Raw genomic sequence first — 26,294 nt, forward strand, 5'->3', positions numbered from 1 at the left:
TTATTAATACTAAATAAATAATTTTCTATCCTTCTTTACCCTTACGTATCAAGGGCTACGCCCTTTTATCAACTTAACTTCATTAATTAAATGCTACCGGTATAAATTCAATTATGCTAATTTCATTATAAGTGAGTTGTCATCTGTGCTTTGTAGTATCTCAATTTCATTAATTAATTACTACAACTTATTAATAAGATTTATGATCTACACTTTTATATTAATGCTATATCATTAATCTAGTTAATGCATTTCTTGATTTTTAACATATATTACTTGTTACAATATGCGACATAATATTATTTAAAGATGCTTGTCCATCTAGGTTTTACTACAGCAAAGGGCTCCGCCCATAAAAAAAAGAGCCTATTGAAAGACTCCTTAATTTTATTATTAATATTTAAATCCTAATTTCTTCATACATATTTCTTCAACTTTTTTTGTATTTTCTTCATTTACTTTTAATATTTCATCACATTTTGTTTCTATCGAAGCTTTATAGTCTAAATCTTTAATTCCTGTAAGATTTACATTTACATTCACTATACCACTTCTTATAGTGCTATTTAACATCAAAGCACCTACTGATATATCAGATACTAAATTTGGATTTCCGTAGTTTGCGCCTACTATTAATAATTCATATACCTCTAATGCTTCTTCTGTCATAGCAAGTGGAGAACTTAATGAATTTTTATATGCTTGTTGAATAGCTGCTGTTCTTGCTTGTTTCTCTTCTTCTGTATCTTTAGGTAGCTTAAAAGTGTCCATTAATCCATTGAACGCTTCTGCATCTTTAGCGATGTAATCTACCATTTTATCTTTAAGTTTATCTAGCTTTTCTAATCCATTAAAAAATTGACTTTTAATATCTTCATCATATTCTTCAAAGAATTTTTTATGTACACTTAAATTATATACCATTCCACAAAGTGCTGCACTTAATGCCCCTGCTAAAGCTGCTGCACCACCGCCTCCTGGTGCTGGCTTATCAGAATATAAATCTTCAATAAAATCTCCTATTTTAACATTTTTCATTGTTCTTTCCCACCTTAATATAGTATTTTAAATCTTCTAACTTCAAAACTAATAATAGAACAAAATATATTATTATACCTACTACCGTTGATACTGCTAATGTAATTAAATAATTTAGCATTTCAATATTAGTTATGCCGACTAAAATATTGTTAGTAAAGTATACTACACACCCCATTACTATACTAGCTATTGATACCTTAATTATTGATTTAATTATCTTACCCATATCCATATCTTTTATTCTCTTTTTAAGGGATATAAATAAAATTACTGTAGATACTATAGTAGCTATTGAGCTAGCTAATGCAATTGCTTTAATAGAACCAGTATTTACTGCAACGGCACAAGCTAAAATATTTAATATAACATTTAATATGGAATTCATCATCGGAGTTTTCACATTATTTATTGAAAAGAATCCTCTATTTACGACATCTCTAACACCATAGCCTATCATTGTTGGTATATAATACATTAATGCATTACTGGTTAATATTACACTAGATTCTGTAAATTCTCCTCTTTTAAGATATACGGCAAGTAATGGTTCTCTTAAAACAAGAAGTCCTATAGATGCTGGAATCATAAGCATCATTACAAGATTTATACCTTTTACTAATTCTTTACTAAAACCTTTAGAATCTTTCTTTGATATATATAAAGATAGTGTCGGATAAATTACAATTGTTATAGCTTGTGCAAAGACTTCATAGACTAGCATATCTAAACGATTGGCATAATCTATTGCTGCCATATAACCCGGTGCTAACGATCCTGCAAATCCTCTTACAATAAATATATTTATTTGTACTAATGATGAACATAATACTATAGGAACAAACTGTTTTCCCATTTGTTTTATATTTTCATCACGAAAATTAATAACAAATTTATATCTATATCCAAGCTTTATAAAAGTAGGAATATTAATTGCCATCATTGTAAAGAAACCTAGTACTGTAGCAAACCCAAAACCTTTTAGTCCAAATTTATCTACAAAAATCATTAAATATAATATGTATATTATATTTGAAAATATCGGTGCTGATGATGTTATTAAGAATTTATTGTAACATTGTAATACTGCTGTTAATATACTCTGTACACTTACAAATAAAAGAGATAAAAGCATTCCCCTTAGAAGATATACTGCTTCGGCATAAACTGCCGCATCTCTTGCTAATGAAGATCCAAAAATAAGCACTATGTATTTTGCCCCGGCTATACATCCAATTACAATAATTATTGTAAAGATCATAACAACATTTATTACATTACTTATAAAAATATTTTTCTCATTTTGATCTTTTACTTCCTTAATTTTTGAATGTATTGGTATTAAAACTGCTGTTATACCATAGCTTATACTTATAAATAACATTGTAGTTCCTAAAGCAAAGCTTTGGACATCATTTAGTCCAAAGCTTTTTGCCATTAAAGAATCTCTAATGAGACCCAGAAATTTAGAAACTACTAAAATTATCATTACTATTAATGAACTATTAGCTAATTTCTTAATATTCATATTATTATTTTAAGTTCTCTAAATATTCCTTTAGAGACTCCTTCCAATCTCTTGTTATATCACCAGTTGTAAGCTCTAACATATAGTTTCTAAGTACAGAATATTTTGGTCTCTTTGCTCTACTCTTAAACTCTTCAGAAGTACATGGAACTAAGTTAACATCCATTCCCTTAAGGGCAAAAATTTCTTTTGCAAAATCATACCATGAACATTGTCCCTTACAAGTACCATGGAAAATTCCATAATTCTTATTTTCAACAAGTGAAATTATCACTTTTGCTAAATCTACAGTAGATGTTGGGCTACCAAATTGATCATTTACTACCTTAACTTCTGGATTATTTTCACCAAGTCTGATCATTGTTTTAACAAAGTTATTTCCATCTCCATAAAGCCATGCAGTTCTTACAATATAGTGTTTTGGATTTAAAGTTTTAACAAATTCTTCACCATCATATTTTGTTTGACCATAAACTGAAGCTGGACATGGCTTATCAAACTCTAAATATGGTTTTTCAGATGTTCCATCAAAAACATAATCAGTAGAAACTTGAACTATTTCTCCACCAATAGCATTCATTGCTGCTGCTAAATTTTTAGGACCTACTGCATTTATTTTATATGCATTATCAACATCATCTTCGCATTTGTCTACTGCAGTATGTGCAGCACAGTTTATTATTACATCTGGTCTTGTTTCATTTACCATTTTATATACATCATTAACATTAGTGATATCTAATGTATCAACATCAGTTAATATAAGCTCAACATTACCTTTTTCATTATATTGCTTTGTTAATTCTCTTCCTAATTGTCCATTTGCCCCTGTTATTAAAATTTTCATATTAATTTTCTCTCCTTTAAAATTTGTCAATATGTAAAATTATCTTATTAATTCTCTTTTATTTCCTCAATAGCAAATAAAACTCCTATGAAAATAAAGAAATAATTCATTATCTTAGGCGATAAAATAAGATTATCAAAAATACTTACTACAAATACAAAAACTGATATTGAAATTATTATTCCAACCACTAAATTTTTATATTCTTCTGCTATCTTATAAACTTTTACTAACTTTCCATAAATAAAACCTATTGCAGTAATAAATAGACCTAAGCCTATAGTCCCAAGCTCTGTTGCCATTTTTAAATATACATTATGAGTATGGTATATATATTCACCAGGATTAAGCTCTGGGTATTTTGCAACATAATCTGGATGTACCGCTTCATAATTTCCTGCACCTACTCCTATTATAGGATGATCTTTATAACACTTAACAGCAAGTTTCCATATGTTAAACCTTCCGGCATCATTAGTAAATCCTAAAAGTCTTTCTCTTACATCTGAACTTAATAATGCAATTCCACCACCAATTATAAATAAAATAATCAATTTATAACTGTAGTATATACAAAGTACTAAAGCTCCTATACCAAAAGCTAGCCAACTCGATCTAGATTGAGTAAGGAATATGACTACCACAAAAGAAAGTAACTCGATTATGTAAAATGTTTTCCACTTCTTATTTTTCTCATTAACCATTACAAAAAATAATGGGAAAAATAATATCGTTGCATAACCTGCTAAAATTGTAGGATGTCCCATCGTCCCTTGTATTCTTCCAATATCACCGGTAAAAAAGTCTATTTTTCCACTAAGCTTTTCATATATACCATAAATCATCTCAAGAAATGCTGGAATATATATTAACTTTATTAGATTACTTAATTTAAATTCATCACTATATTCATTCTTAACAATAAAAATAAGCCCCGTTGCAACTAAAAACCTTAATGTATCTCTTAATGCTAATAATTTATCCGGGCTATATAGAACAGAAATCCCCATAAATATAGTTATTATAAGCAAAACCCTAACAAGATAACTCTTAAGAAAGCTTCTTATTTCATTAACAAACTCTTCGCTGTCTTTTACAAATTTCCCTATAACATATATTATTAAAATTCCCAGTAGAAAAAATTCTGTAAATAAAGTTTTTCTATTTACTTCTGCTGGAAACAATGGAAAGATAATAAGATATATAGGAAATAATATCTTAAAAATCTTCATAATCATAATTTCACCAAACTTTCTATTCTTTTTAAGATTGCTTATATACTAGTATACCCAAATTTTATCACTATTCATAGATAAATTGATGAATTTTCTCTATATTGCTCTCTTCATCCCATCCGAAATAATTCCAACCATCAACAAATATTGTTTCTGCATCATATGGAAATGCAGCTTGTTCAATCTCTTTGCCTCCAAAAGACGCAACTGATGTACCAATACTAATTAAATCTTTCATTGATAAAGTTGTTTCAACATAAGGTGCAACAGTATCATAAACTTCCAACATCTTATTTAAACCAGCACTGCTAAGTTTCTTTAACATAGAATCGATAAATTCTCTATTTCTATCAGTTCTAGCATAATCTCCTGAACTAGTTCTATATCTTAAAAATGCCATTGTTTGAATAGTATTTAACTGTTGTTTTCCACCTTTTTTTAAGTAATTTTTAGATGGTGTAACATCTTTGAAATCTTTGCTACATATATAATCTATTTTATTATTAATAGCATATATATCTTCTGCTGGAACATCTAATTCAACACCACCAACAATGTCAACTATCTTAAAAAATCCTTCATAATCAACATTAACGTAATCTCTTATATCTATCTTGAAACTTTCATTAATTACTTTAACTGTATTTTGAATTCCACCATATTTATGAGCATAATTAAGCTTTGGTACTTGTCCTTCTGGTGTATCCTTTATATATGTATCTCTATAAATAGATGCTAACTTTATCTTTTGCTCACTATTATCAATAGTAACAATCATCATAGTATCTGTAGCATCTTCGTCATGATCAATTCCCGTTATAAGTATATTTCTAACCTCATTTTTATCTTTTATCATATCTTCTGTTTCTTTGCTTATTCCAATATCTTCTGCCTTATCACTAAGCTTTACTTGCTTCATTTTCGAAAACTTGTTATATCCATATGCAAAAATACCACCACATAACAATACCATCACTAAAACTATACTTCCTATAGAAATAGCTACTTTTTTACCTGTAGACATCTTCTTCTTTACTTTTTCTTTATATCTATCAGATCTTGCCATTATTTCTCCCCCTTATTATTAAAAATAACTTTTAAAAGATATTTAGGAATTACAGTTAATCTTTTTATTCTAAATGGTTCTTTTATCACTCTATATAGCCATTCAAGACCACAGTTTATCATCCATCTTGGTGCTCTATTACTCTTACCACTGATTACATCAAAGGCCCCACCGACACCCATGAATACCTTACAATTTATCTTATCAAAATATTTTCTAATAAACTTCTCTTGTCTTGGACATCCCATAGCAACAAAAATAGCTTCAGGATTTCCTTTATTTATTTTCTCTATAAGATCATCACAATTGTCTATATCAAAATATCCATTGTTATATCCAGTAATATTTAATTTAGGATACTTAATTTGTATACTTTTATAAGTGTCTACTATAATTTCTTCCTTTGCACCTAGTAAGAATACACCTTTATTTTCTTCTTCATAAATAGATAGTAATTTTTCTAGAACTTCAATCCCTGCAATTTTTTCATTAACAGCATTTCCGATAACTTTTGAAGCAATAACTATTCCAATACCATCAGGGATAATTACTGTAGTATCTTTTTTAAACTCATTATTAAGTTCTCCATCTTTTTCCCCGAAAGTTAAAACTTCAGGATTTCCTGAAACTATATGTACCTTTTCCTTTTTAGTTCTTTCTAATATGTATGATATAAAACTATCAAAATCTTTATTAAAAACCTTAAAGCCTCTTATTTTACTAAACATTAATCCTCCTAATGAATATTGCTATAGCAACATTACATTTATCTCAAATATTAATAGAAATCTCTCTGAAAATCAAAGAGATTTCTATATAAATATTATAAATCTAATGATTTTAAATATTCTCTAAAATCATCTTTTAATTCTTCTCTTTTTAATGCATACTCCACAGTAGCTTGTAAGAATCCTAATTTATCTCCTACATCATATCTTCTACCTTCAAAATTGTAAGCATACATTGCTTCTTCCCCCATTAGAGTTTGAAGTGCATCTGTAAGTTGAATTTCTCCACCTTTTCCTGGCTCAGTATGCTCTAAAATATCAAAAATTCTTGGAGTTATTATGTATCTTCCTAATATAGCTGTATTAGAATTAGTTTCCCCTTCTTTAGGCTTTTCAACAAGATTCTTAACCTTGTATACTCTATCTTCTATTTCTATTCCCTCTACGATACCATATTTTGACACTTGATCTTCTGCTACCTTTTGTACCCCTAATACAGATGTCTTATATTCATTAAAGCAGTCGATTAATTGTTTTAAACATGGCACTTCACTATCTACCACATCATCACCAAGCATAACTGCAAATGGTTCATTACCTACAAAAGTTTTTGCACAATGAATTGCATGTCCAAGTCCCTTTGGCTCTTTTTGTCTTATATAATGTATATCTACTAAGTTTGTAATGTCTTCAACGACCTTAAGTAAATCATCTTTACCTGATTCTTTTAATTGCATTTCTAATTCTATAGATTTATCAAAATGATCCTCTATAGCTCGTTTACTTTTTCCTGTTATTATAAGAATCTCTTCTATTCCTGATGCTACAGCCTCTTCAATTATGTATTGAATTGTAGGCTTATCTACTATCGGTAGCATCTCCTTTGGTTGTGCTTTTGTAGCTGGCAAGAACCTAGTACCCAATCCTGCAGCTGGTATAATAGCCTTTTTTACTTTCATTTTCAATACTCCTCCTAATGTAACATATCTTTTATCTGTTTCAACACTTCATCATTTGAATCAATTTTTTCTGCAATTTCAACATGTAATTTTGCATTTTTTATATCTCCTAAATAATAATAACACATTATGAGGTTCGTGCAAACTTCTATTGTCTTCAATGAAGCAAAAGTCTTCCTAAAATACTCTATTGCTGTTTTATAATCTCCTAAACAAGCATATGATAGTCCCATTTCATAAACTACATCTACTAAGTCATTGTCTAGTGCCAATGCCATATTAAGAGCTTCTATAGCTAAATCATATCTCTCAGCTAATCTATACCCTTTTCCTATATAGTAATATAATATTGCATCATCTTTAAAATCTTCTACAAGAGGAACTAAGTAATTAAGAGCTTCTATTGGAGATGCATGTAAAAGTTCCTTACCTTTTTCATAAGCTCTTACTTTTGATAATCCATCCATAAGTTCTTTTACTTCTTCAGTTTCTTCTCCACCTTTAGAAATATATGTGTTTAAAGAAAATAATGCCCCTTGGAAATCATCTTCTTCTCTCTTTATAATTCCTTCTATAAGATATCCTGTAGCATATTCATCTATTTCTTTTGTTTTTTCTACAACTTCTAATATATCATCTTTATACTCTTTATCTAAAAAATATAATTCTTTAGCAAGATAAAAATACTTATCGTAGTTATCTTTAGATGGTTCCACTATTAAAAGTCCCTTAATTAATATATAAGCATCTTCTAAATTATTTTCCTTAACATATTTAGCTATTATACCTTTTATATATTTTATATAGTTATCTTCAAATAGTATTTCTTTATAAACCCCATTAAATCTAAATGAAGGATCTCCACCTAAAACATAAAACATTCCTTCTATAAAGAATCCTAAATTAACCTCTTCTAAAGACTGATTCTTTTCAATCCTTTCATATAAACTACTACTCTTAAGTGGCATATATACCTCTTCTTGTAAGTCTATATTAAAGAATCTTTTTAATCTATCTCTATCCATTTCTAAAAATAGTAACTTCGAAACTTTATCTCTAAATTTAGCTTTTATATCCATATTGCCTCCTATAGGTTAAAAAACTATAGCAAAGCCTAAATACTTAGACCTCCGCTATAGTTTTAATTTAAAATAATATTTATTTACTAAGCCATAGCTTTATTTATTATTGCCATAACCTTTTCTTTAAATACTTCTACCTTATTCTTTGCATCTTCAACACTGTTTCCTACTACTGCAATATAAGCCTTCATTTTTGGTTCAGTACCAGAAGGTCTTACTACAAACCAAGAACCATCTTCTAAAACATATTTTAATACATTTGATTTTGGTAAATCTATAGCACTAGTTTTTCCTGAAGCTACATCCTTTTCTACAGATTCCTTGTAATCATAAGCAGTAGCTACTTTAACTCCATTTACTTCTGTAACAGGATTTTTTCTTAATTCATCTAAACACTTAGAAATCTTCTCTTGACCTTCTTTTCCTTGAAGCTCTATAGAAACTAAGCTTTCTTGATAGAATCCATACTTCTTACCTAATTCTATAAATGCATCATAAAGGCTTAATCCCTTATCTTTATAATATAAAGTCATTTCACATACTAATGCAGCTGTAACAACAGCATCTTTATCTCTAGCATGAGTTCCTATTAATGAACCATAACTTTCTTCAAATCCAAATACATAAGTGTGTGAACCATCTTTTTCAAATTGACCAATTTTTTCACCGATATATTTAAATCCAGTTAAAACATCCATGATTTCAACATTAAAGTCTTCACAAACTTTTCTAGCCATTTCAGAAGTAACTATTGTCTTAATTACTACTGAATTATCTTTTAATTCATTTAATTCCTTAAGAGAACTTAAGATATAGTGAGTTAATAAAACCCCTGTTTGATTTCCTGAAAGAATTTGATATTCACCTTTAGAATCTTTTACAACAACACCAATTCTATCAGCATCTGGGTCTGTACCAAATATAATATCTGGTGATATTTCTTTAGCCATATCTAACGCTAATTTAAATACCTTCGGATCCTCTGGATTTGGATATGGAGCTGTTGGGAAGTTACCATCTGGTAATTCTTGTTCCTTAACTACATGTAATCCTGTATATCCAAGTTCAGTTAATACTCTTCTTACAGGTACATTTCCAGTTCCATGGATTGGAGTATATATAATTTTTAAATCTTTTGCTTTTTCTTTTATTAATTCTTTTCTTATTGTTGCACTCTTTACAGCTTCTATATATGGCTTATCAACTTCTTCTGAAACAATTTTTATCATTCCGTTTTTAATTGCTTCATCAAAGTCTACAGTTTTTATATCTTCAAATGAAGTAACTTTACTAACACAACCTATTATAGCGGTTGCATCAGCATCTGTAACTTGGCATCCATCTGGTCCATATACTTTGTATCCGTTATATTGCTTTGGATTGTGAGAAGCAGTTATAGCTATACCACCATTACATTTTAATTCTCTAACTGAGAATGAAAGTTCTGGTACTGGTCTTAAAGAATCAAATAAATTAACTTTAATTCCATTTGCAGCTAAGATTGTAGCAGCTCTCTTTGCAAAAACATCACTTTTAATTCTTGAATCATGTGCAATACTAACTGATATTTCTCCAGTAAACTTATTATTTAAATAGTTAGCAAAACCTTGTGTTGCTAATCCTACTGTATAAATATTCATTCTATTACTTCCAGCACCGATAACCCCTCTTAATCCACCAGTACCAAACTCTAAATCTTTATAAAATCTATCTTCTATTTCTTTTTCATCTGTTATTGCTTTTAATTCACTTTTAGTATCCTCATCAATAATTGATGAATTAATCCATTCATCATATTTAGCTCTATAATCCATATGTTCCCTCCTACGTTACATTAAATCATCTCTAAATTGTATTATACTAACAAAACACTAAATTGTAAAATGAAATCGATATTATTTGAAAATTTTTTATTGGCTGAATATTCCTGAAAAAACGTCGTTCTATTTACGCAAAGAACGTATTTTCTTATTACCATTTCTTCTAAATCCTCTGCATAGTAAAAATATAATTTTTTTAATAATACTAAATATAGTTATACCTATTACCCCTCCAGAAAAATCAATTAAAACATCTAATACATTAGAATTTCTTCCTGGAATATACATTTGATAAAATTCATCTAACACTGCTATAAGTAATATAGCAAATAATATATGAATTATATATTTCCCATTATTAACTTTAAGTACTTGAAAAACTATTCCTAAAACAAAAGCTAATAAACAATATTCTGCGACATGAGCACACTTTCTAAATAATTTATTTAATTTATCCTTATTAACTCCATCAAAAGATGAACTTATATAATCACTTTCAATTATTTTTTGCATTACTCCCCTACTTCTATCGTTAGAGCTATCTCCAGTTTGGCTAGAATTATAAAAAATAAAACCTACAATTGTTATACATATTATAATCATTATCCCCTTCTTCATATATCTACCCCCATTATTTTTATATTAAACATTATTTTATCACTGTCGCCATTTTAGGACAAGATTTAAAGTGGGACTGTAGCACTAAGTGCAACAGTCCCTAAAATATATTGAAAGGGATTTATCCGATGATCTATCTCTTAACATATTCTCTTCTTGCCACAAGAGAAATGAGACTTCATCCCTGGATAACAATTTTCTATCTAATAGCTTTATTTAAAGTTTCATTAATAAAAAACATTTCTGTAGATTTATTATATTCTCTTGATTTATTTTCTAAAGAAATATTGCTTCTATCTACTGTATTAATCTCAACAGTATGCTTTCTCTTCTCGTAAAACTCTGGGAGACTTAAGTTATTTACCATAAATTTAGAAGTAGCCATATAATATAGATATTTAACGCTACCAATTCTAACTTTTTCTGCCCCTCCACTTACCTTTTTACTTTCATCTTTTACTGTCCATACACACTTATATTGTGGACAATATTTATCTATATACTCATATAAAGATTTCGGTGAATTATCATCATTAGATATAGATTGTTCTGCAAATAACACTGTCTTTTTGTTTATTGGCAATAATCTAAATGCAGGATAAATATATCTCTCTAAAGCTTCTCTTCTTCTTGGCCCCTTATCTATCCAACTCCATACAAGTTTCACTTTTACTCCTAGCACACCTTTATTGGTAATATTTAAAGTATATTTATGATTATTAGTATTAATAACTTCATATTCTTGATTTTCTAAAGTATATAATTCATCAGATACTTTTTCTTCATTACTCTCATAATCTATATAGAAGCTCCAATTGTTGGCAGTTAGTAGATTTTTTCCTTTTTCATCAGCTAATTTCAAGTTAAATATAGCCTTTAAAATATCTTTACCATTGAAAATTATCTCTCCTGGAACAACAACATCCTTATCAGATTTTTTTGTAACACATCTTATTGCTACTTTAGATATACTTCCTTTTATATCTAGTTCGTTTTTATTCAATACTGTTGCAAATCTTATATTTCCATCTTTAATATTGATATTATCTAAATAAGTAGATAATTTAGTATTTCTTAATATAGTAGCTCCTGATAAAGATATATCTAATCTTACTAAATTTATATCATCAATTGCTCTTCTCTTATTTAGAATATTTACACCAGTTAAAGGTTCTCTCTTTCCATTTTTATAATAATAGAAGAACCAGCTACCAACGCCCCAAGTATTCATAATCATTTCTTTATCTATAACTACTTTAAATCCTTCTGCATTTGGATATTTTTTAAGAATCATAGGACTGATAATATATTCTTTATTTTCCTCAGCAAAAATAGAGAACTTAACTTTTGTCTTCCAATCAATTATTAATAATTTCCTATCATAATCTTTATCACTAAACCATCCTTCTAAAATTACAGACTCATCTTTAAATGAACATGCTGTTATCCCTGATAATTGTTCAGTAGATTCAATAATTAAATTTTCTTCTTCATCATATTTGACTAATAGCTTATTTAAATTCCATAAATAAGGTTTTGGATTAGCCCCTTTGCCTTTACCTGGATATCCTAAGACAATATCTTTATCAATACCTGGCACTCTTAAGTTAAGAATAATATTGTACTTACCAGAACCTAATTCCACAATATCTTTATCATTAAAATCGATAGTAATATTGTATCCACACCAATCATAGTTAAATAAACGATTATTTAGTTTATAGTCCTTTGCTCTCACACCATAATTCTGTGTTATAATAGGTTTCTTTTCATTAACTATATTAACTTCTACCTTTTTCCCGTTTTTAATGTTAACTAAATATGCTGACATTTTTACAATTTCACTTTTATCTAAATTTACTCTTGGAATATAAGCATATCCTTTTAAGTTCATAACTCCTTCTTCATAAGTTATTTTACTTATCTTTTTAACTTCCTCTGACTTATTTAATTCAATAGTCATATCAAAATATTCCTTAGGAACACCTTTGAATGGAAATTTCCCTATATATTTATTGCCTTTTCTTACTACTTCAAGATAATCCATATTAGTTTTTTCAAAATCTATAGCTTCCATAAGAATATCTACTTGATCATTTTTTATACAATAATATTTAATTCTATCTATAGCTTTTAGATCATCAAAAAGACTATCTGGCATTTCTTTGATATACTCTTTTATTATATTAACAAACATTCCTCTATTTTTTGGTCTAACTTCATCTAATCTATTAATATAAGACATAAAGTCTACATTAATCCATCTATTATTTTTAATATAAGTACATGTTCCATCTTTTACATTATCTTTTACAAATTTATCTACAGCTTCTATAGCATAAAGTCTATCAATAAATTCACTTATATTCATTTTCTCCCCTATTATTGAATTCTTTTCAGCTCTCCAATAGTAAACATTATCTGATAATATTGCTGTAGAATTAGCATTAAAAAATGCAGGAATTACAACAGGAATATCTTCATCTACAATATGCTCTATAAACTTAATGTCATTTTTGTCCCAAAATTCTTTTCTAAAAATTTTATTTCCAATAAAAGTATCATATATAAGAGCCGTATTTTTCGTTATGTGTGTATCATCTAATGTTTCTTTAAAAACTTTTTCATGAAGAAATGAAGCACCTTCTTCATTTTCATTAATTCTTACTACATTTCCTGTAACTATATCTACTGTACCGTCCTTTGACATAGCATATAATTTTTCATAAGTTTCATTAGAAACATAATCATTACAGCTTAAGAATGCTATATACTCACCTTTAGCAAAAGATACTCCATAATTTTTTGACTGACCATTACCACCATGCTCTTTATTTACTATATAAAAATTTTCATAATTAATTGCATATTCTTCTGCTATCTTTTCACTTTCATCAGTAGAACCATCATTAATCATAAAAACTTCTATTTCTTTTAATGTTTGATTAGCCAAGGAGTCTAAACATTCTCTCAAATAATCTGCTGCATTATATATAGTAACAATTATACTAACCTTTACCTTATTCATACATAATATCCCCCTTAAAACTCTTACATATAATACTGCAATATTTTACGCAACTTTCTTGAATCAAGCTGATTATAGCACATTTTTTATTGCATTAGTTCATTATTAAGTCGCCCTATTTTTACATTTATCTAAGTCAATTTTTACTTTATTAGTGGAAAATATTTATTAAAATTGGAAACTTACTTATATAAGTATTATTTCCTTATTATTGATATAATCTATAAGTTCTTATAATTAAATTTCATATTTATTTTTATTTTGTCATGTAAAAGGGATAAAAAATTAAGTCACAGGTTTGAAGGCACAGGGCACAAGTAAGGTAAAAATTCCTCTTTGAGAGGAATTTTATTATAATCCTGCGGATAGCTAGTGTATTTTATGGGATAGATATAGTTTTACCACTACTTAACTAGAACAGGTACTAATATAAACTTAACTCTCTATATATAATCCTATGCAAATATATAGCAAAGCTTCATGAAAGTGCAACTTTCATGAGCCCTCTGTATTGACTTGTATACCAACTATAATCTAAGTAAGAATCATAGTCTGATTTATAACATTCAACTAAACACTTAAAATTTCAGAAATTCTGTAATAATTTCCTCCAACATTGTGCACTGATAAAAAAAGCTGCCACACTCCTTTGTGCGACAGCCCTACACTTTAATTTCACATTGTGAATTATAACGACTTCTTATTGATATTCTGCATTTATAATAAAATCATTATTCATACTCAATAATACCTCTAATTACTTTACATACTCGTTCAGTAGAATTAGTATCTTGATATTTAAAATACATATCTCTAAAACTTGTTATTTTCTTTATATCAAAAATATGATTTCTTATTGCTTCAATTACCTCATCTTCTGTACTACATATAGGAGCTGGAACTGTATTTTCATAATCTATATACATACCTCTAGTGGCTTTATATTCCTCTAAATCTGGCGCATATAATACGATAGGCTTATTCATAATTGTAAAATCAAATAATATAGCAGAATAATCTGTTATAAGATAATCTGTTATTGAAAACAATTCTCTGATGCTTTCATTATTTCCATTTATAATTTCTTCATCATAAGAAATTATTTTATTACCAAACCAAGGATGCATCTTGTAAATTATCACATATTCCTTACCTAATTTATTTTTTATGTACTCTAAATTAATAGGCTGATACTTTATATCTTTTATAGGATCCCCCCTAAAAGTAGGAGCAAAAAGAACTACTTTCTTATTTTTAATGATAGGATATTTCTCCATCATTTTTCTTCTATTAGCACAAATAATTTTTTTAGAAAATAAATTATCATTCTTTGGAATACCTGTTATTAGAATATTGCTCTTATCAATGTTAAAAGCTGTACTATAATGCTCCTTCCATTTTTCCGAAGAAGCTATAACATAATCATAATCTCTTATTTTATAATCTCTCTTTATATCATTACCAAACTTTTTAATAGCTCCACTTGCATGCCATATTTGCAATACCTTTACTCCATTTCTCTTAAAATGAGAAACAACGTAATTGTTGTAATCTAAAATTACAACATGTGATGTATTAATACAATATACTTGTTTGATACAATTAAAAAAATATTTTATATTACATATGATACTATTTTCATATTTCATTAAAATATAATTTAAATTATATTTTTTATAACTCTCTAAAGCTTTAGAAACCTTTAGAAAATTACCTTTAAGTGTATCTTCTTTATAAGATATAAATGTTATCTTATATTTATCTATTTTTAAAAAACAAGTAAATAAATATACTGGCAATAACAAAAAATAAAGAACAATATTTTTAATCATAACTTTGTGCTCCCTCACAATTTATAATTATTCAAATAAAATTTTAATTACTCTGTCAGAAGCATGTCCGTCCTGTAAATAATTATAAGTATTATTAAAGTCATCTAATAATTTAGAAGTATTTTTCTTATATTTTTCTATACTTAATATCTCTTTTAATAGTTCTTCTTCTTTTGTAAATATATTACCCGGTAAATCTTTCTTTATGTCTAAATAGAATCCTCTTATTTCCTCTTCGTATTCTTTTAAATCATACATGTAAAATAATATCGGTCTTTGTAAAATTGCATAATCAAAAAATACACTAGAATAATCCGTTATTAAAATATCACTAATTACATATAATTCATTAATATCTTTATCTTCACTTATTGTATATAAAAATTTTTCTAACCCTTTATTGCTAAATTTATTTGTAATAAGATAATGAGGTTTAAAAAGTACAACATATTCTTCACCTAAAATTTCTTTCCATTTTATAAAATCAACCTCTAACTTAAATGTATATCCTTTAACATTGAAAGAATTATCTCTCCAAGTTGGTGCATAAAGTATTACTGTTTTGTCTTCTGGAATTTTGTATTTTTCTTTAAGTTTTTTTATTTCTAAATCTGATATATTAGTTAAATAATCATTTCTAGGATATCCTGTTTCTATTATTCTATTTCTTTCTATATCAAAAGCACTTTGAAATTTTTCTGTAGAAAACTTATTCGGTGAAATAAGATAATCGTATCTATTAACATCTATATCATAGGTTTCAGTCATTTCCTTTTTAGAAATACCTGTTCTATAAAATTTTGCATCTGCACCAATTTCAATATCATGAGCTAACCTTTTTAGAGGTGTACCATGCCATGTTTGCAAATAAACTTGATCATCTTTTTTTAGGATATGCCTTGGCAGCTTACAATTTACTATCCAATATTTACTTTTAGCAAGATAATAAAAATACTTAACACTGTTATATCGTATAACTTCAGCACCAGAAATATCTTTTCCTTTTCCTTTTTTTACTGCCCATATAAATTTATAGTCTTTATATTTTTCATTGGTTAATAAATATTTATGAAGATACTTTGGATTGCAACTATATCCTCTTCCATGAAAAGATATAAATAAAATAGTTTTTTCATCTACTGGTACAAATTTATACCATATATTATAAGTAGCTTTTATAATCCTTCCTAAAAATTTCTTTATCTTTGATTTCAATTTCATAACTATCTTACCTCTTCATTTAAAACCTTTGAGTAAAACATATTCATAGCTTCAGTATTATATTGTATATAATCAAATTTCCTATGTTCTATTCCACTTGTTACAAACCTATCCATTGCCTCAAATAATCCCTCTTCACTATTATCACAAAGTAATCCATATCCATTTTCTAAGACGCTCCTATTTCCTGGAATATCGGTAGCTATTATAGCTTTGTCTAAAATTAAATTTTCTAACAATACCATTGGTTGTCCTTCATGATTAGATGATAATACAAAGCAATCACTATTTTTTAATAGTGCAAATGGATTTTTAATTTGTCCTGTAAATATCACTTTATCTTTAATTTTTAATTCCATTGCACTAGATTCTAAATCGTCTCTTAATATTCCGTCTCCTACAATGTATAGCTTCACATTATTGTACTTATCGCATAATAATTTAAATGCTTTCAATAACTTATATTGATCCTTTTCTGGAGACATTCTACCTATATTAATAAATACTATATCCTTTTTATCCGGTTTTCTGAAACATTCTATATTGATTATTCCATTTTCATTAATTTTCTCTTCTTTTACATAGTATTTATTTTCGCATATTTCCACTACATCTTCTTCATCTGCTAGTTTTAATATATTTTTATAATTTATAGAGTTATTAACATATACGAACTTTTTTTCTATGTTTTCCACAGCATAAGATAAATTCTTTTTATTACTATTACATGTACCTTCAGCTACAGATACAACAACATCAAAATTATTATATAAATGAAATATAACATCTAAATTTTTTCTATGCTTATATTTCCCATCAATCTTTTTATTGTACTCTGGTAACATTTCATTATGTTGATAGATAACTTTTCTTTTTACATTGGACGCTGCAAAAATAAAAGACCAAAATGGAACATATCCTGAAAAATCAATTACAACATCAATTTTACTATTTCCTAGAAGTCTTCTTCCTTCTCTTCTATATAAACTTAGTATTTCTTTTTCTTCATTTAACTGTTTCTTTAGCCCCTTATTTAACACTGCTTTTTCTTTATCTATCTCATCTAGTAAATGTATCATATTACCTACTCTGTATAATACTTTAACATTAGAATTTAGTTTTGATATGTTATAATCACATTCCTCATTGTAATTCCCTTTATCTATTACTACGACATTATATTTATTGTAATTAATATTATCTAATAAATTTATTGCTGATGTGGTAACTCCATTATTTAAAAATCCTCCACAATATATTAATATATTATCCTTATCATCAATAACCTTATATGCATTATTTAAGTTATTATTAAAAATATAGTCTATAGTTCTACACGTTGCTTTACCATCATCATTATAATTATACTTTTCGATACACTTCTTATATTTTTCCCTATTTTCTTTTTCCACAATATCAATATTATTTATAGAACTTATTACTTCATTTATATCTCCACAAATTGCTGCTGGCATTTCTTCAAGACTTAATAAAAATCCTCTATCTTTCTCATATTCTTCTCTATCGTAACAATATAAGATAATTGGATTTTTAGTAACCATGTAATCAAACATTATACTTGAATAATCCGTAATTAATATATCCACTATAGCTAACAATTCATTTGTATCTATATAACTAGGCACCACAAACTTTTCCATTTTCCTTTCCTTTAATGCTCTTTCCATTAAAGAATGTACCCTTAATAAAATTATGTATTTATCACTATATAAATTCTTTAAAGTCTTGTAATCATTTATGAACCTATCTATTTCTTTGTTAACATCTCCTACCTCACCTCTCCAAGTAGGAGCATACAATATGACTTTCTTATTATCATCTATATTCAATTCTTTTTTTATTTCATCTTTATCAGAATTTATAGTTAGATCTATTCTAGGATAACCTATATCAGCTATATATCCGTTATATATTCCTCTTATATCATGACTATCAATCATTACATCTGCAGTAAACTTATTTGGATTTAATAAATGAGTCGCTTGTAGTAAATTTCTCTGAATATTTTTGTACTGTCCTCTTGTTCCTTTCATGTACTTTCCTAAGGTTTTCAAGGGGGTTCCATGCCATGTATTTAAGTATATTTGATCCTTTTTTCTTATAAAATATGGAGGAAATGTTGTATTATTAATTAAATACTTACTCTTCGCTAAATAATTTATATATTCCTCACTTCCAACTTTAACAATTTCTACATTTTGAGCTAATCTATATTTTCCTTTACAATTTTCATCATTATTTAATGCCCAAACATGTGTAAAATCTTTATATTCAGGATCATCAATTAACATCTTAAAAATTGCATACGGGCTATCACTCATAGATTTTCCATGGAAACTTTCATATAGTATTACATTCTGAAGTAAATCTTCATTTTCATATAAAGTAGCATAATCAACTTCTCTTTTAAAATTCTTATCATTCTTATACTTTAACCTTGTATCTTTTGATACATTTAATTCTTGATTTCCTTCACTCTTTATTAAATAACAATTCTCTTCTCCTATAGATTTTTTTAAAAATCTATCATAAATATATACACAAAATTTACTGTATTTCTTTGATTTTTGTATTCTTTCAATACACGTATAGGAAACCATACTTTCATCTATTTTATTTATTTTAAATTGACTTTCTTCTTTACTAGAAATTACACTTAGATTTGCTCCCTTTTCTATAGCTAAATCAATTATTTTCTTAGACATATCATTATAATACGTTACCTTAAATGTCTTCTTACCTATTTTTTTAACCTTTCTTCCAATCAAACTTCCGGCATCATTAAATAATGTAACATTTATATTTCCTTCATCTAATAACTTCTCTACATTTATAGTAGTTCTATATTTTATTGATACTCTGTTCCCTAAAACAAAAACTGTTAGTATTCTTATTTGCCCATTAAACATCAATATCTAAGCTCCTCTCATAACAGCTATCCAACTTTTAAATCCCGCTTAATCTTAGTAGTAGAAATTCCTTCAGTTCTTGGCAAATATACTACCTCACAATAGTCTTTTAAATAATCAAATTCTCCCTTCCAGTCATCACCCATTACAAAAATATCAACATTATTACTTAATATATCATCTATTTTTTGATTCCATGACTCTTCTAATATAACTTCGTCTACATATTCTATTGCCTCTAATATCTTCACCCTATCTTCTATTGAGTGATACGCTTTCTTCCCTTTTGATGCATTAAAAGCATCACTAGATACAGCAACTATTAAATAATCTCCAAGTTCTTTAGCTCTTCTAAGTAAATTTAAATGTCCCACATGAAATAAATCAAAAGTACCATATGTAATTACTTTTTTCATTTTCATCACCTTTCCCAAATTCAATATGATTTCTATTCCCCTTCGTCACTACTAGGTGGCGTTGTCTCCGTCCCTTTATTTGATTCATCTTCTGTTCCACTATCTGTGTTAGTATCGTCATCTGTTGATGGTTTATCTGAAGTTCCATCATCTGTGTTTTCCTTATCTTCTACAGTATCTTTAGAATCTTCCACATCTTCATCTGGTTTTATTGGCTCCGTTGGTGTTACAACTGGATTTTTATCGCTAGTATCATCTTTTTTCTCTTGTTCTTCTTTTACCTCTTCTTTAATTATCTGCTGCTCTGGTACTATATTTCCTCCTGTGTTATTGTTCTCATTATATTTCTTTATATTTTGTTGCTTCCTTTTCTCTTCTTCTTCCTTCTTAATAACTTCATCTATTTTTTTGTTAATAGATTTATAATATATATTTTCTTTTATATTAGTACCATTAAGATAAATAAGAGTTTTATTTAGTAATACTTCATTATCATCTAATTTATCTCTTCTATCTTCCGGAATTAAATCTCTAATTGCAGTTCTATTAACGTTAAAATCAGATGCACTAAACTGTATCTCTTCATACAATCTTTTATTAGTAAGTATATTAATTGTCTTTTCTATTTTCAGTACAGTTTTATCACTGCATCCTTCTAATAATAATGATAAAAACTCATTTATTTTATATTTTCCACCAGAAGCAAGTTGCTTAAATACATATTTATTTTTGTCTACAAAATCTTTTTTATCTTCTACATTAAATTCATCATATTCATAAGGTGAATTTATTCTATTTAAAGCATCTTTTAAATTACCTTTGCTAATAATAAATACTCCATCATTTTCTATAGACATCTCTTTTGAAACTATTGATGCAATTTCCTGTCCCTTGTACCCCATTACTGTTAAAAATCTTATCTCATCACTAACTCCAACTTTTTCATAATAGAACTCAGTGTTTATAGGTAATACTGATATATTAATCTTTCCATTTTTCTTTATATTAAAGCTTAAAATTTTATCAATGGTATTTCCTTTAGAGTTTTTAAGATATTCTCTATCACTATCTAAATAATTAGATACATCATTTCCTTCTATTAAAAATGTATAGTTCATATCTTTAACTAATCTATTATTAAGATCATCTTCCTTAAAAGCGCTATATCCCACTACTGATAATGGCACTAGAATTAATGTAATAATGATAGCCATTACAAAAGACATAGTTCTAGTACTAATGATTTTTGTCTTATCTTCAATTATTCTTTCATTAAAAACTAATTCTCTTTGCTTTTTCTTTTCTTCATCGCTTTTCAGATTATATTCTTTTATATAATCTGAATAATGTTTAGATACAACATCTATATCACCATATTCTTTAAGCTTTCCACCTTCAATCCATAAACCTTTATTGCAAAAACTCTTAACCTGATTTAATGAATGACTTACAAAAAATATCGTCTTTCCTTTTTCCTTAAACTCATTCATCTTATTCATACATTTTGCTGAAAATCCACTATCTCCTACAGATAATGCTTCATCTATAATGATTATGTCTGGATTTAAGAATATTGATATAGAAAACCCAAGCCTAGATTTCATACCACTAGAATATTTTTTAACAGGTTGATATAAAAAATCTCCTAATTCCGAAAACTCTGCAACATCTTCGGTGATTTCATTTATTCTACTTCTAGATAGTCCTAATAATGCACCTTTTACTCTTATATTTTCTAATCCTGTAAGTTGATTATTAAGACCAGTATTAATGGCAATAAGGGCCTGTTCTCCATTTATCTTTACTTCTCCAGAGTCCTCCACTGATATTCCTGCCAAAATTCTAGATAATGTAGATTTTCCAGATCCATTAGTTCCAAGAATACCTACAACATCACCTTTTTTAACATTGAAAGTTATGTCTTGTAGTGCATAAAAACTTTTCTTTTCTATCTTCTTTTTTGATTTATTTTTACCCTTTAACTTAAAAACCTTTGAAACCTCTTTAAAGCTCACTGAATATTTATTGTCCATCTTTTCACTCCAACTATAATAAATCTATAAACTTATGTTTAAACTTATATATAAGATTGCTCCCTATAATAAATAACACTGCTACAGTCAGCCAAAATATAGCCATTTCCCTCGGTGTAGCTAAAATACCTTTATGATAAAAGAAACAATCCCTATATCCTTCAACAATATAAAATATAGGATTACACTTCATTATCATCTTAATAGATACAGGAAGCTTATCCATGGTCCATAATATAGGTGTTAAATACATAAGTATTCTCATAGATGCATTTACCATCTTTCTAACATCTTTAGTAAATACATTTAGTGAAGCTGTTATCATGGACAATGATGTTGTTAATGTTACAATACATATTATGTAATAAAATACTTGAAGATTATATACGCTCGGTCTCATGCCTCGAATTAAGAATAGAAAATAAACGATAACTAACATAAAACAATGATTAAATAACTCCTTTAAAACCACTGTTGCTGGAAGTATACTGATAGGAAATTTCATTTTAGTTATTACATTAATTTTAGAACTTATGGCATTTACCCCTTTAGTTATACATGGACTAATAAAAAACCATACTAAAAGTCCAGCCATCATCCAATCCAAAAACTCTACACCACTTACTGCTTCCCCTCCTCTTATCCCTATTCCAAAGACAAACCAATAAGTAGATACTTGAATTAGTGGATTAAGTATATTCCAAATAATACCTAACTTTGAATCCCTCATATCTGACAATAATTCATACTTGGAAATAGATAATATTCTATAGACATTCCTTATATTCTCATTTACTACATAAATAATACTTTTCATAGAACTAGTCACCTATTTTGATTTTTTTGTATATTAACATAAACTTAACATCATTATACCGTATTTTTTGACAATTATAAGAAAGAGTGTTCCCTATATTTTTACACAAAAAAATCACCGTTCCTTACTTTTTATATGTACATTATTGATTCTTTCGCAACTGGAATATTAATGTATTTTTTACTTTTTATTATAGTTTTTCCGGTGATAATTATAGTTCTATCCTCATTATTTTTGCAGTTACAAAAAATAAATTTTAAAAATTATTTCTTCTTATATGAAGTAAAAAAACATCTTAGAAAAATTTCTAAGATGTTTTAACAATATTTATTTTAATATGCATTTCCTAATATATAAATCTGTTCTACTTAAGTAGTGGTATATAACTAATTATGGTTTAAATAGAAATTGTATAACCATTACCACTACTTAACTGCAACAGATAGATATATCCGCCAAAAGTATATTCTCCTCATAGATAATAAATTTTTCTATGTTTCTAATATTACTTTTTTATATTTTTCTATAATTGAATCTCTATCGATATTTTCTATAAACTCTCTTCCTCGCCTGCCCATTCCATCAATTATATTTGGTTCCTCTAGTACTGCTCTAATTTCCTTATATAATGAAGCATAATCTCCTGAATCTATAACGATACCGCATTTTATATTTTCAATGATATTTCTTGCTTCACTGTTCTCTTCTAATAATGCAATAATAGGTTTGCCAACAGCCATAGGTATATAGATTTCTTCTGGAAACAATATACCTCTCATTCCTTTCATATAAGGAACTAATATTATATCTGCTGCATTAGCTGCATATAAAAATTCTTCTTTTAAAATAGATATAAATTTTACATTATCTAATCTATATCGCAGGGCACTTTCTTCTGCTATCTTTCTTCCAACACCATTTCCTGAAAAAACAAAAATTACATCTTCTCTATCCCTAAACCTTGATATAGTCTCTACAATGCTATTGAGATCATTATAAAGTTCCATATCTCCTAAATACATTACTACTAATTTATTTTCTAAATCATATTTTTTCTTAAACTGATAAATATTTTCATCATATTTATCTAATGGATATATATTATCAATATCTATATATTTATTTATAAATACATTACTTGGCATATTACTAGTATCTTTAAATCTATTTTGCAAAATCACCCTCATGTCCTTAGACCTTAAAATCACCTTATCAGAAACTCTACAACTATATGTATCTATAAACATTTGTAATCTTAACAGAAGCTTATTTTCTACTGCTCCAGAAACTTCCCTCTCCTCAGGAATAAACTCTTCTACATTATAAATCATTTTTGTTTTCTTTATAAACTTTCCCACAACCCCTAAAATTCCACCAAGTATTGGCGGATTTGATACTGCAAAAACATAATCTACCTTAACTAAAGATTTCGTTATCTTCATAGCATTTATAAAATATACTATAAAATTTTTTATACTTCTTGCATCATAAATAATCTTCTTTTTAGATATAGTAATTCTAATAAAATTTATCTTATCTTTTTTCTCTTCGTAATATCTCTGTTTTTTATTGCCCAGTAGTTTTCCTTCACCATCTATAGTTATAATTGTTATGTTAAAATATCTTTTCATTTCATTAAATATGTCACGTAAATCATTATATTCAAATGATGATTTAGGATAAAACCATGGAATATAAATTAATATTTCCTTTTTCAAAGCCATAATATTATCCCCTTTATTTTTATATTGAATTAATGATATCATAAAATCAATGAATTTTTTGACATATATTGTTATATGCATTTCTATTAATGTTTTTAATACTTAGCTATTCTCTTCTTGAAGTTTTCTTATATTAAATATTAAATTTTTAAAACTCTTAGCTGATTTTTCAAAGTTCCAATGAAGTATTTTATCATAAGACACTTCTCCTCTATCTTTTGAACTATCATTATAAAATATTTTGTCTATTTTAGATGCCAAATCCGTAGAGTTCCTAGGATTAAATACATATCCATTTCCATCTACTAAATCTAATGCACATCCACAATGTTCCGATACGATAATAGGTAACCTTGCATACATTGCCTCATTTACTACTAATCCCCACGGTTCAAACATTGATGGTAATACAAACAAATCTGAGGCATAATAATACTTGAACAATTCTTCCTTTTTTTCAATAGATCCAGTAATTATTATTTTCACATTCTTCTTCTTTGCCAAATACAAAAGTGATAATTTTTCGGTACCATCTCCAGTAATCAATAATACTATATCATCACGCTTAAGAGTTGCTATTGCTTTAATTATTACTTTTACGTTATTTGATGTAGTAAGATTTCCAGCATAGTTTATTACCTTCGCTTCATTGCTTATTCCGTATTTTCTTCTTATTTCTTCTCTTATATTTTTTCTTTCAGGATACAATTTAATAATTTTTTCTCCATCTACTGTTAAATATTTAGGAAATATTTTTTTAATGGGGTATTGAAAAAATTCTATTAAGTCTTTATAAACCATTTTCCCACTAGCCCAAATATAGCTTGACTCACTTACAATATAATTTTTAAAAAGCAAACTAAAAGTAGATTCTTTTTCATCCTCTCTACTTTTACTAATGCCATCAGCAATAATTACATAAGGCTTTTTAAATAATTTACACAATATACCAAGAATTATATAGCTTGATTCTTCATATCCTCCAATAAAAATTACGTCATTACTTCTTACAATATTAATTAGTCCTCTATGATTATTTAAAACTCTTCCAAAAAATCTACCTTTTTTAAGATACGTTTCTTCAAATAAATTCGTCTCCTTATTTTTCGATGGCACACCATCAGTATAATAAACTTTTATAGTCTCATCTTTATTACATTTACATAACTCTTCTATTTCCTTTGTTCTATATGTATCTGTATTATTTATAACCATAGCAATTTTCATATTTCTTTCTCCATCCAATATTTCTTTTTATAAGTAAATATATGCTTAGATGAATTAATTCTTGATAATATTGAAAAATAAAATAAGGAACTGTAAAAGAAATTTAATAATCCTTTTACAGTTCCTTATTAACTTATTATTTATA

At 27.3% G+C, this 26,294-nt stretch carries 19 protein-coding genes; all 19 read right to left on the reverse strand.

Features of this window, described 5'->3' with window-relative positions; translation table 11 throughout:
- Positions 1-393 precede the first annotated feature (393 nt).
- The 19 genes from CM240_RS10090 to CM240_RS10180 all read right to left on the reverse strand — a co-directional run bounded on the left by CM240_RS10090 (position 394) and on the right by CM240_RS10180 (position 26,149).
- Positions 394-1,038 carry a cyclodeaminase/cyclohydrolase family protein gene (locus CM240_RS10090; RefSeq protein WP_044038936.1) on the reverse strand — a complete coding sequence of 215 codons (645 nt, stop codon included), beginning with the start codon at positions 1,036-1,038 and terminating at the stop codon, positions 394-396.
- A complete protein-coding gene (gene murJ / locus CM240_RS10095; protein WP_044038937.1) occupies positions 1,025-2,566 on the reverse strand; it encodes a murein biosynthesis integral membrane protein MurJ in 1,542 nt (513 codons plus the stop codon). Before murJ ends, CM240_RS10090 begins: the two co-directional genes overlap by 14 nt.
- 4 nt (positions 2,567-2,570) lie before the next feature.
- Complete coding sequence (rfbD, locus tag CM240_RS10100) at positions 2,571-3,413, reverse strand: dTDP-4-dehydrorhamnose reductase (RefSeq protein ID WP_044038938.1); 843 nt, start codon at positions 3,411-3,413, stop codon at positions 2,571-2,573.
- A gap of 47 nt (positions 3,414-3,460) precedes the next feature.
- A complete protein-coding gene (locus tag CM240_RS10105; protein ID WP_242838474.1) occupies positions 3,461-4,645 on the reverse strand; it encodes an O-antigen ligase family protein in 1,185 nt (394 codons plus the stop codon).
- A 70-nt stretch (positions 4,646-4,715) separates the two neighbouring features.
- Positions 4,716-5,714, reverse strand: coding sequence for an LCP family protein (locus CM240_RS10110; protein WP_242838475.1), 999 nt, complete (start codon positions 5,712-5,714; stop codon positions 4,716-4,718).
- Entirely contained in the window at positions 5,714-6,442 is a 729-nt protein-coding gene (locus CM240_RS10115; protein ID WP_044038941.1) for a WecB/TagA/CpsF family glycosyltransferase, read from the reverse strand. The genes CM240_RS10110 and CM240_RS10115 overlap by 1 nt, the downstream gene beginning before the upstream one ends.
- 95 nt (positions 6,443-6,537) lie before the next feature.
- Positions 6,538-7,401 (reverse strand): UTP--glucose-1-phosphate uridylyltransferase GalU, encoded by an 864-nt coding sequence (galU, locus tag CM240_RS10120; protein ID WP_044038942.1) that lies wholly within the window; start codon positions 7,399-7,401, stop codon positions 6,538-6,540.
- Between the two features lie 14 nt (positions 7,402-7,415).
- Positions 7,416-8,480, reverse strand: a complete 1,065-nt coding sequence (locus tag CM240_RS10125) for a tetratricopeptide repeat protein (protein ID WP_044038943.1) — start codon at positions 8,478-8,480, stop codon at positions 7,416-7,418.
- 86 nt (positions 8,481-8,566) lie between these two features.
- Positions 8,567-10,297 (reverse strand): phospho-sugar mutase, encoded by a 1,731-nt coding sequence (locus tag CM240_RS10130; RefSeq protein ID WP_044038944.1) that lies wholly within the window; start codon positions 10,295-10,297, stop codon positions 8,567-8,569.
- Positions 10,298-10,426: 129 nt separating this feature from the next.
- Positions 10,427-10,921 (reverse strand): VanZ family protein, encoded by a 495-nt coding sequence (locus tag CM240_RS10135; protein WP_051483798.1) that lies wholly within the window; start codon positions 10,919-10,921, stop codon positions 10,427-10,429.
- Between the two features lie 199 nt (positions 10,922-11,120).
- Positions 11,121-13,949 carry a bifunctional glycosyltransferase/CDP-glycerol:glycerophosphate glycerophosphotransferase gene (locus tag CM240_RS10140; protein ID WP_044038945.1) on the reverse strand — a complete coding sequence of 943 codons (2,829 nt, stop codon included), beginning with the start codon at positions 13,947-13,949 and terminating at the stop codon, positions 11,121-11,123.
- A gap of 731 nt (positions 13,950-14,680) precedes the next feature.
- A complete protein-coding gene (locus CM240_RS10145; RefSeq protein WP_044038946.1) occupies positions 14,681-15,781 on the reverse strand; it encodes a CDP-glycerol glycerophosphotransferase family protein in 1,101 nt (366 codons plus the stop codon).
- A gap of 27 nt (positions 15,782-15,808) precedes the next feature.
- The gene (locus CM240_RS10150; protein ID WP_044038947.1) at positions 15,809-17,002 is read right to left on the reverse strand and encodes a CDP-glycerol glycerophosphotransferase family protein; all 1,194 of its coding nucleotides are present in this window, start codon (positions 17,000-17,002) and stop codon (positions 15,809-15,811) included.
- 2 nt (positions 17,003-17,004) lie between these two features.
- Positions 17,005-19,932, reverse strand: a complete 2,928-nt coding sequence (locus CM240_RS10155) for a glycosyltransferase (RefSeq protein ID WP_197537936.1) — start codon at positions 19,930-19,932, stop codon at positions 17,005-17,007.
- Between the two features lie 26 nt (positions 19,933-19,958).
- A complete protein-coding gene (tagD, locus tag CM240_RS10160) occupies positions 19,959-20,348 on the reverse strand; it encodes a glycerol-3-phosphate cytidylyltransferase (RefSeq protein ID WP_044038948.1) in 390 nt (129 codons plus the stop codon).
- 32 nt (positions 20,349-20,380) lie between these two features.
- Positions 20,381-22,381 carry an ABC transporter ATP-binding protein gene (locus tag CM240_RS17505; RefSeq protein ID WP_156930538.1) on the reverse strand — a complete coding sequence of 667 codons (2,001 nt, stop codon included), beginning with the start codon at positions 22,379-22,381 and terminating at the stop codon, positions 20,381-20,383.
- A 13-nt stretch (positions 22,382-22,394) separates the two neighbouring features.
- Complete coding sequence (locus tag CM240_RS10170; protein WP_044038949.1) at positions 22,395-23,198, reverse strand: ABC transporter permease; 804 nt, start codon at positions 23,196-23,198, stop codon at positions 22,395-22,397.
- A 491-nt stretch (positions 23,199-23,689) separates the two neighbouring features.
- Entirely contained in the window at positions 23,690-24,922 is a 1,233-nt protein-coding gene (locus CM240_RS10175) for a glycosyltransferase family 4 protein (RefSeq protein WP_044038950.1), read from the reverse strand.
- Between the two features lie 102 nt (positions 24,923-25,024).
- The gene (locus tag CM240_RS10180) at positions 25,025-26,149 is read right to left on the reverse strand and encodes a glycosyltransferase family 4 protein (RefSeq protein WP_044038951.1); all 1,125 of its coding nucleotides are present in this window, start codon (positions 26,147-26,149) and stop codon (positions 25,025-25,027) included.
- Between the last annotated feature and the right edge of the window lie 145 nt (positions 26,150-26,294).

The organism is Clostridium bornimense, assembly GCF_000577895.1.
Classification (GTDB): Bacteria; Bacillota; Clostridia; order Clostridiales; family Clostridiaceae; genus Clostridium_AN; species Clostridium_AN bornimense.

What these genes read in the sequence shown, in the direction of transcription:
- CM240_RS10090 (WP_044038936.1), bottom strand. Translation starts at nt 1,038, where the DNA reads ATGAAAAATGTTAAAATAGGAGATTTTATTGAAGATTTATATTCTGAT.
- murJ (WP_044038937.1), bottom strand. Translation starts at nt 2,566, where the DNA reads ATGAATATTAAGAAATTAGCTAATAGTTCATTAATAGTAATGATAATT.
- rfbD (WP_044038938.1), bottom strand. Translation starts at nt 3,413, where the DNA reads ATGAAAATTTTAATAACAGGGGCAAATGGACAATTAGGAAGAGAATTA.
- CM240_RS10105 (WP_242838474.1), bottom strand. Translation starts at nt 4,645, where the DNA reads ATGAAGATTTTTAAGATATTATTTCCTATATATCTTATTATCTTTCCA.
- CM240_RS10110 (WP_242838475.1), bottom strand. Translation starts at nt 5,714, where the DNA reads ATGGCAAGATCTGATAGATATAAAGAAAAAGTAAAGAAGAAGATGTCT.
- CM240_RS10115 (WP_044038941.1), bottom strand. Translation starts at nt 6,442, where the DNA reads ATGTTTAGTAAAATAAGAGGCTTTAAGGTTTTTAATAAAGATTTTGAT.
- galU (WP_044038942.1), bottom strand. Translation starts at nt 7,401, where the DNA reads ATGAAAGTAAAAAAGGCTATTATACCAGCTGCAGGATTGGGTACTAGG.
- CM240_RS10125 (WP_044038943.1), bottom strand. Translation starts at nt 8,480, where the DNA reads ATGGATATAAAAGCTAAATTTAGAGATAAAGTTTCGAAGTTACTATTT.
- CM240_RS10130 (WP_044038944.1), bottom strand. Translation starts at nt 10,297, where the DNA reads ATGGATTATAGAGCTAAATATGATGAATGGATTAATTCATCAATTATT.
- CM240_RS10135 (WP_051483798.1), bottom strand. Translation starts at nt 10,921, where the DNA reads ATGAAGAAGGGGATAATGATTATAATATGTATAACAATTGTAGGTTTT.
- CM240_RS10140 (WP_044038945.1), bottom strand. Translation starts at nt 13,949, where the DNA reads ATGAATAAGGTAAAGGTTAGTATAATTGTTACTATATATAATGCAGCA.
- CM240_RS10145 (WP_044038946.1), bottom strand. Translation starts at nt 15,781, where the DNA reads ATGATTAAAAATATTGTTCTTTATTTTTTGTTATTGCCAGTATATTTA.
- CM240_RS10150 (WP_044038947.1), bottom strand. Translation starts at nt 17,002, where the DNA reads ATGAAATTGAAATCAAAGATAAAGAAATTTTTAGGAAGGATTATAAAA.
- CM240_RS10155 (WP_197537936.1), bottom strand. Translation starts at nt 19,932, where the DNA reads ATGTTTAATGGGCAAATAAGAATACTAACAGTTTTTGTTTTAGGGAAC.
- tagD (WP_044038948.1), bottom strand. Translation starts at nt 20,348, where the DNA reads ATGAAAAAAGTAATTACATATGGTACTTTTGATTTATTTCATGTGGGA.
- CM240_RS17505 (WP_156930538.1), bottom strand. Translation starts at nt 22,381, where the DNA reads ATGGACAATAAATATTCAGTGAGCTTTAAAGAGGTTTCAAAGGTTTTT.
- CM240_RS10170 (WP_044038949.1), bottom strand. Translation starts at nt 23,198, where the DNA reads ATGAAAAGTATTATTTATGTAGTAAATGAGAATATAAGGAATGTCTAT.
- CM240_RS10175 (WP_044038950.1), bottom strand. Translation starts at nt 24,922, where the DNA reads ATGGCTTTGAAAAAGGAAATATTAATTTATATTCCATGGTTTTATCCT.
- CM240_RS10180 (WP_044038951.1), bottom strand. Translation starts at nt 26,149, where the DNA reads ATGAAAATTGCTATGGTTATAAATAATACAGATACATATAGAACAAAG.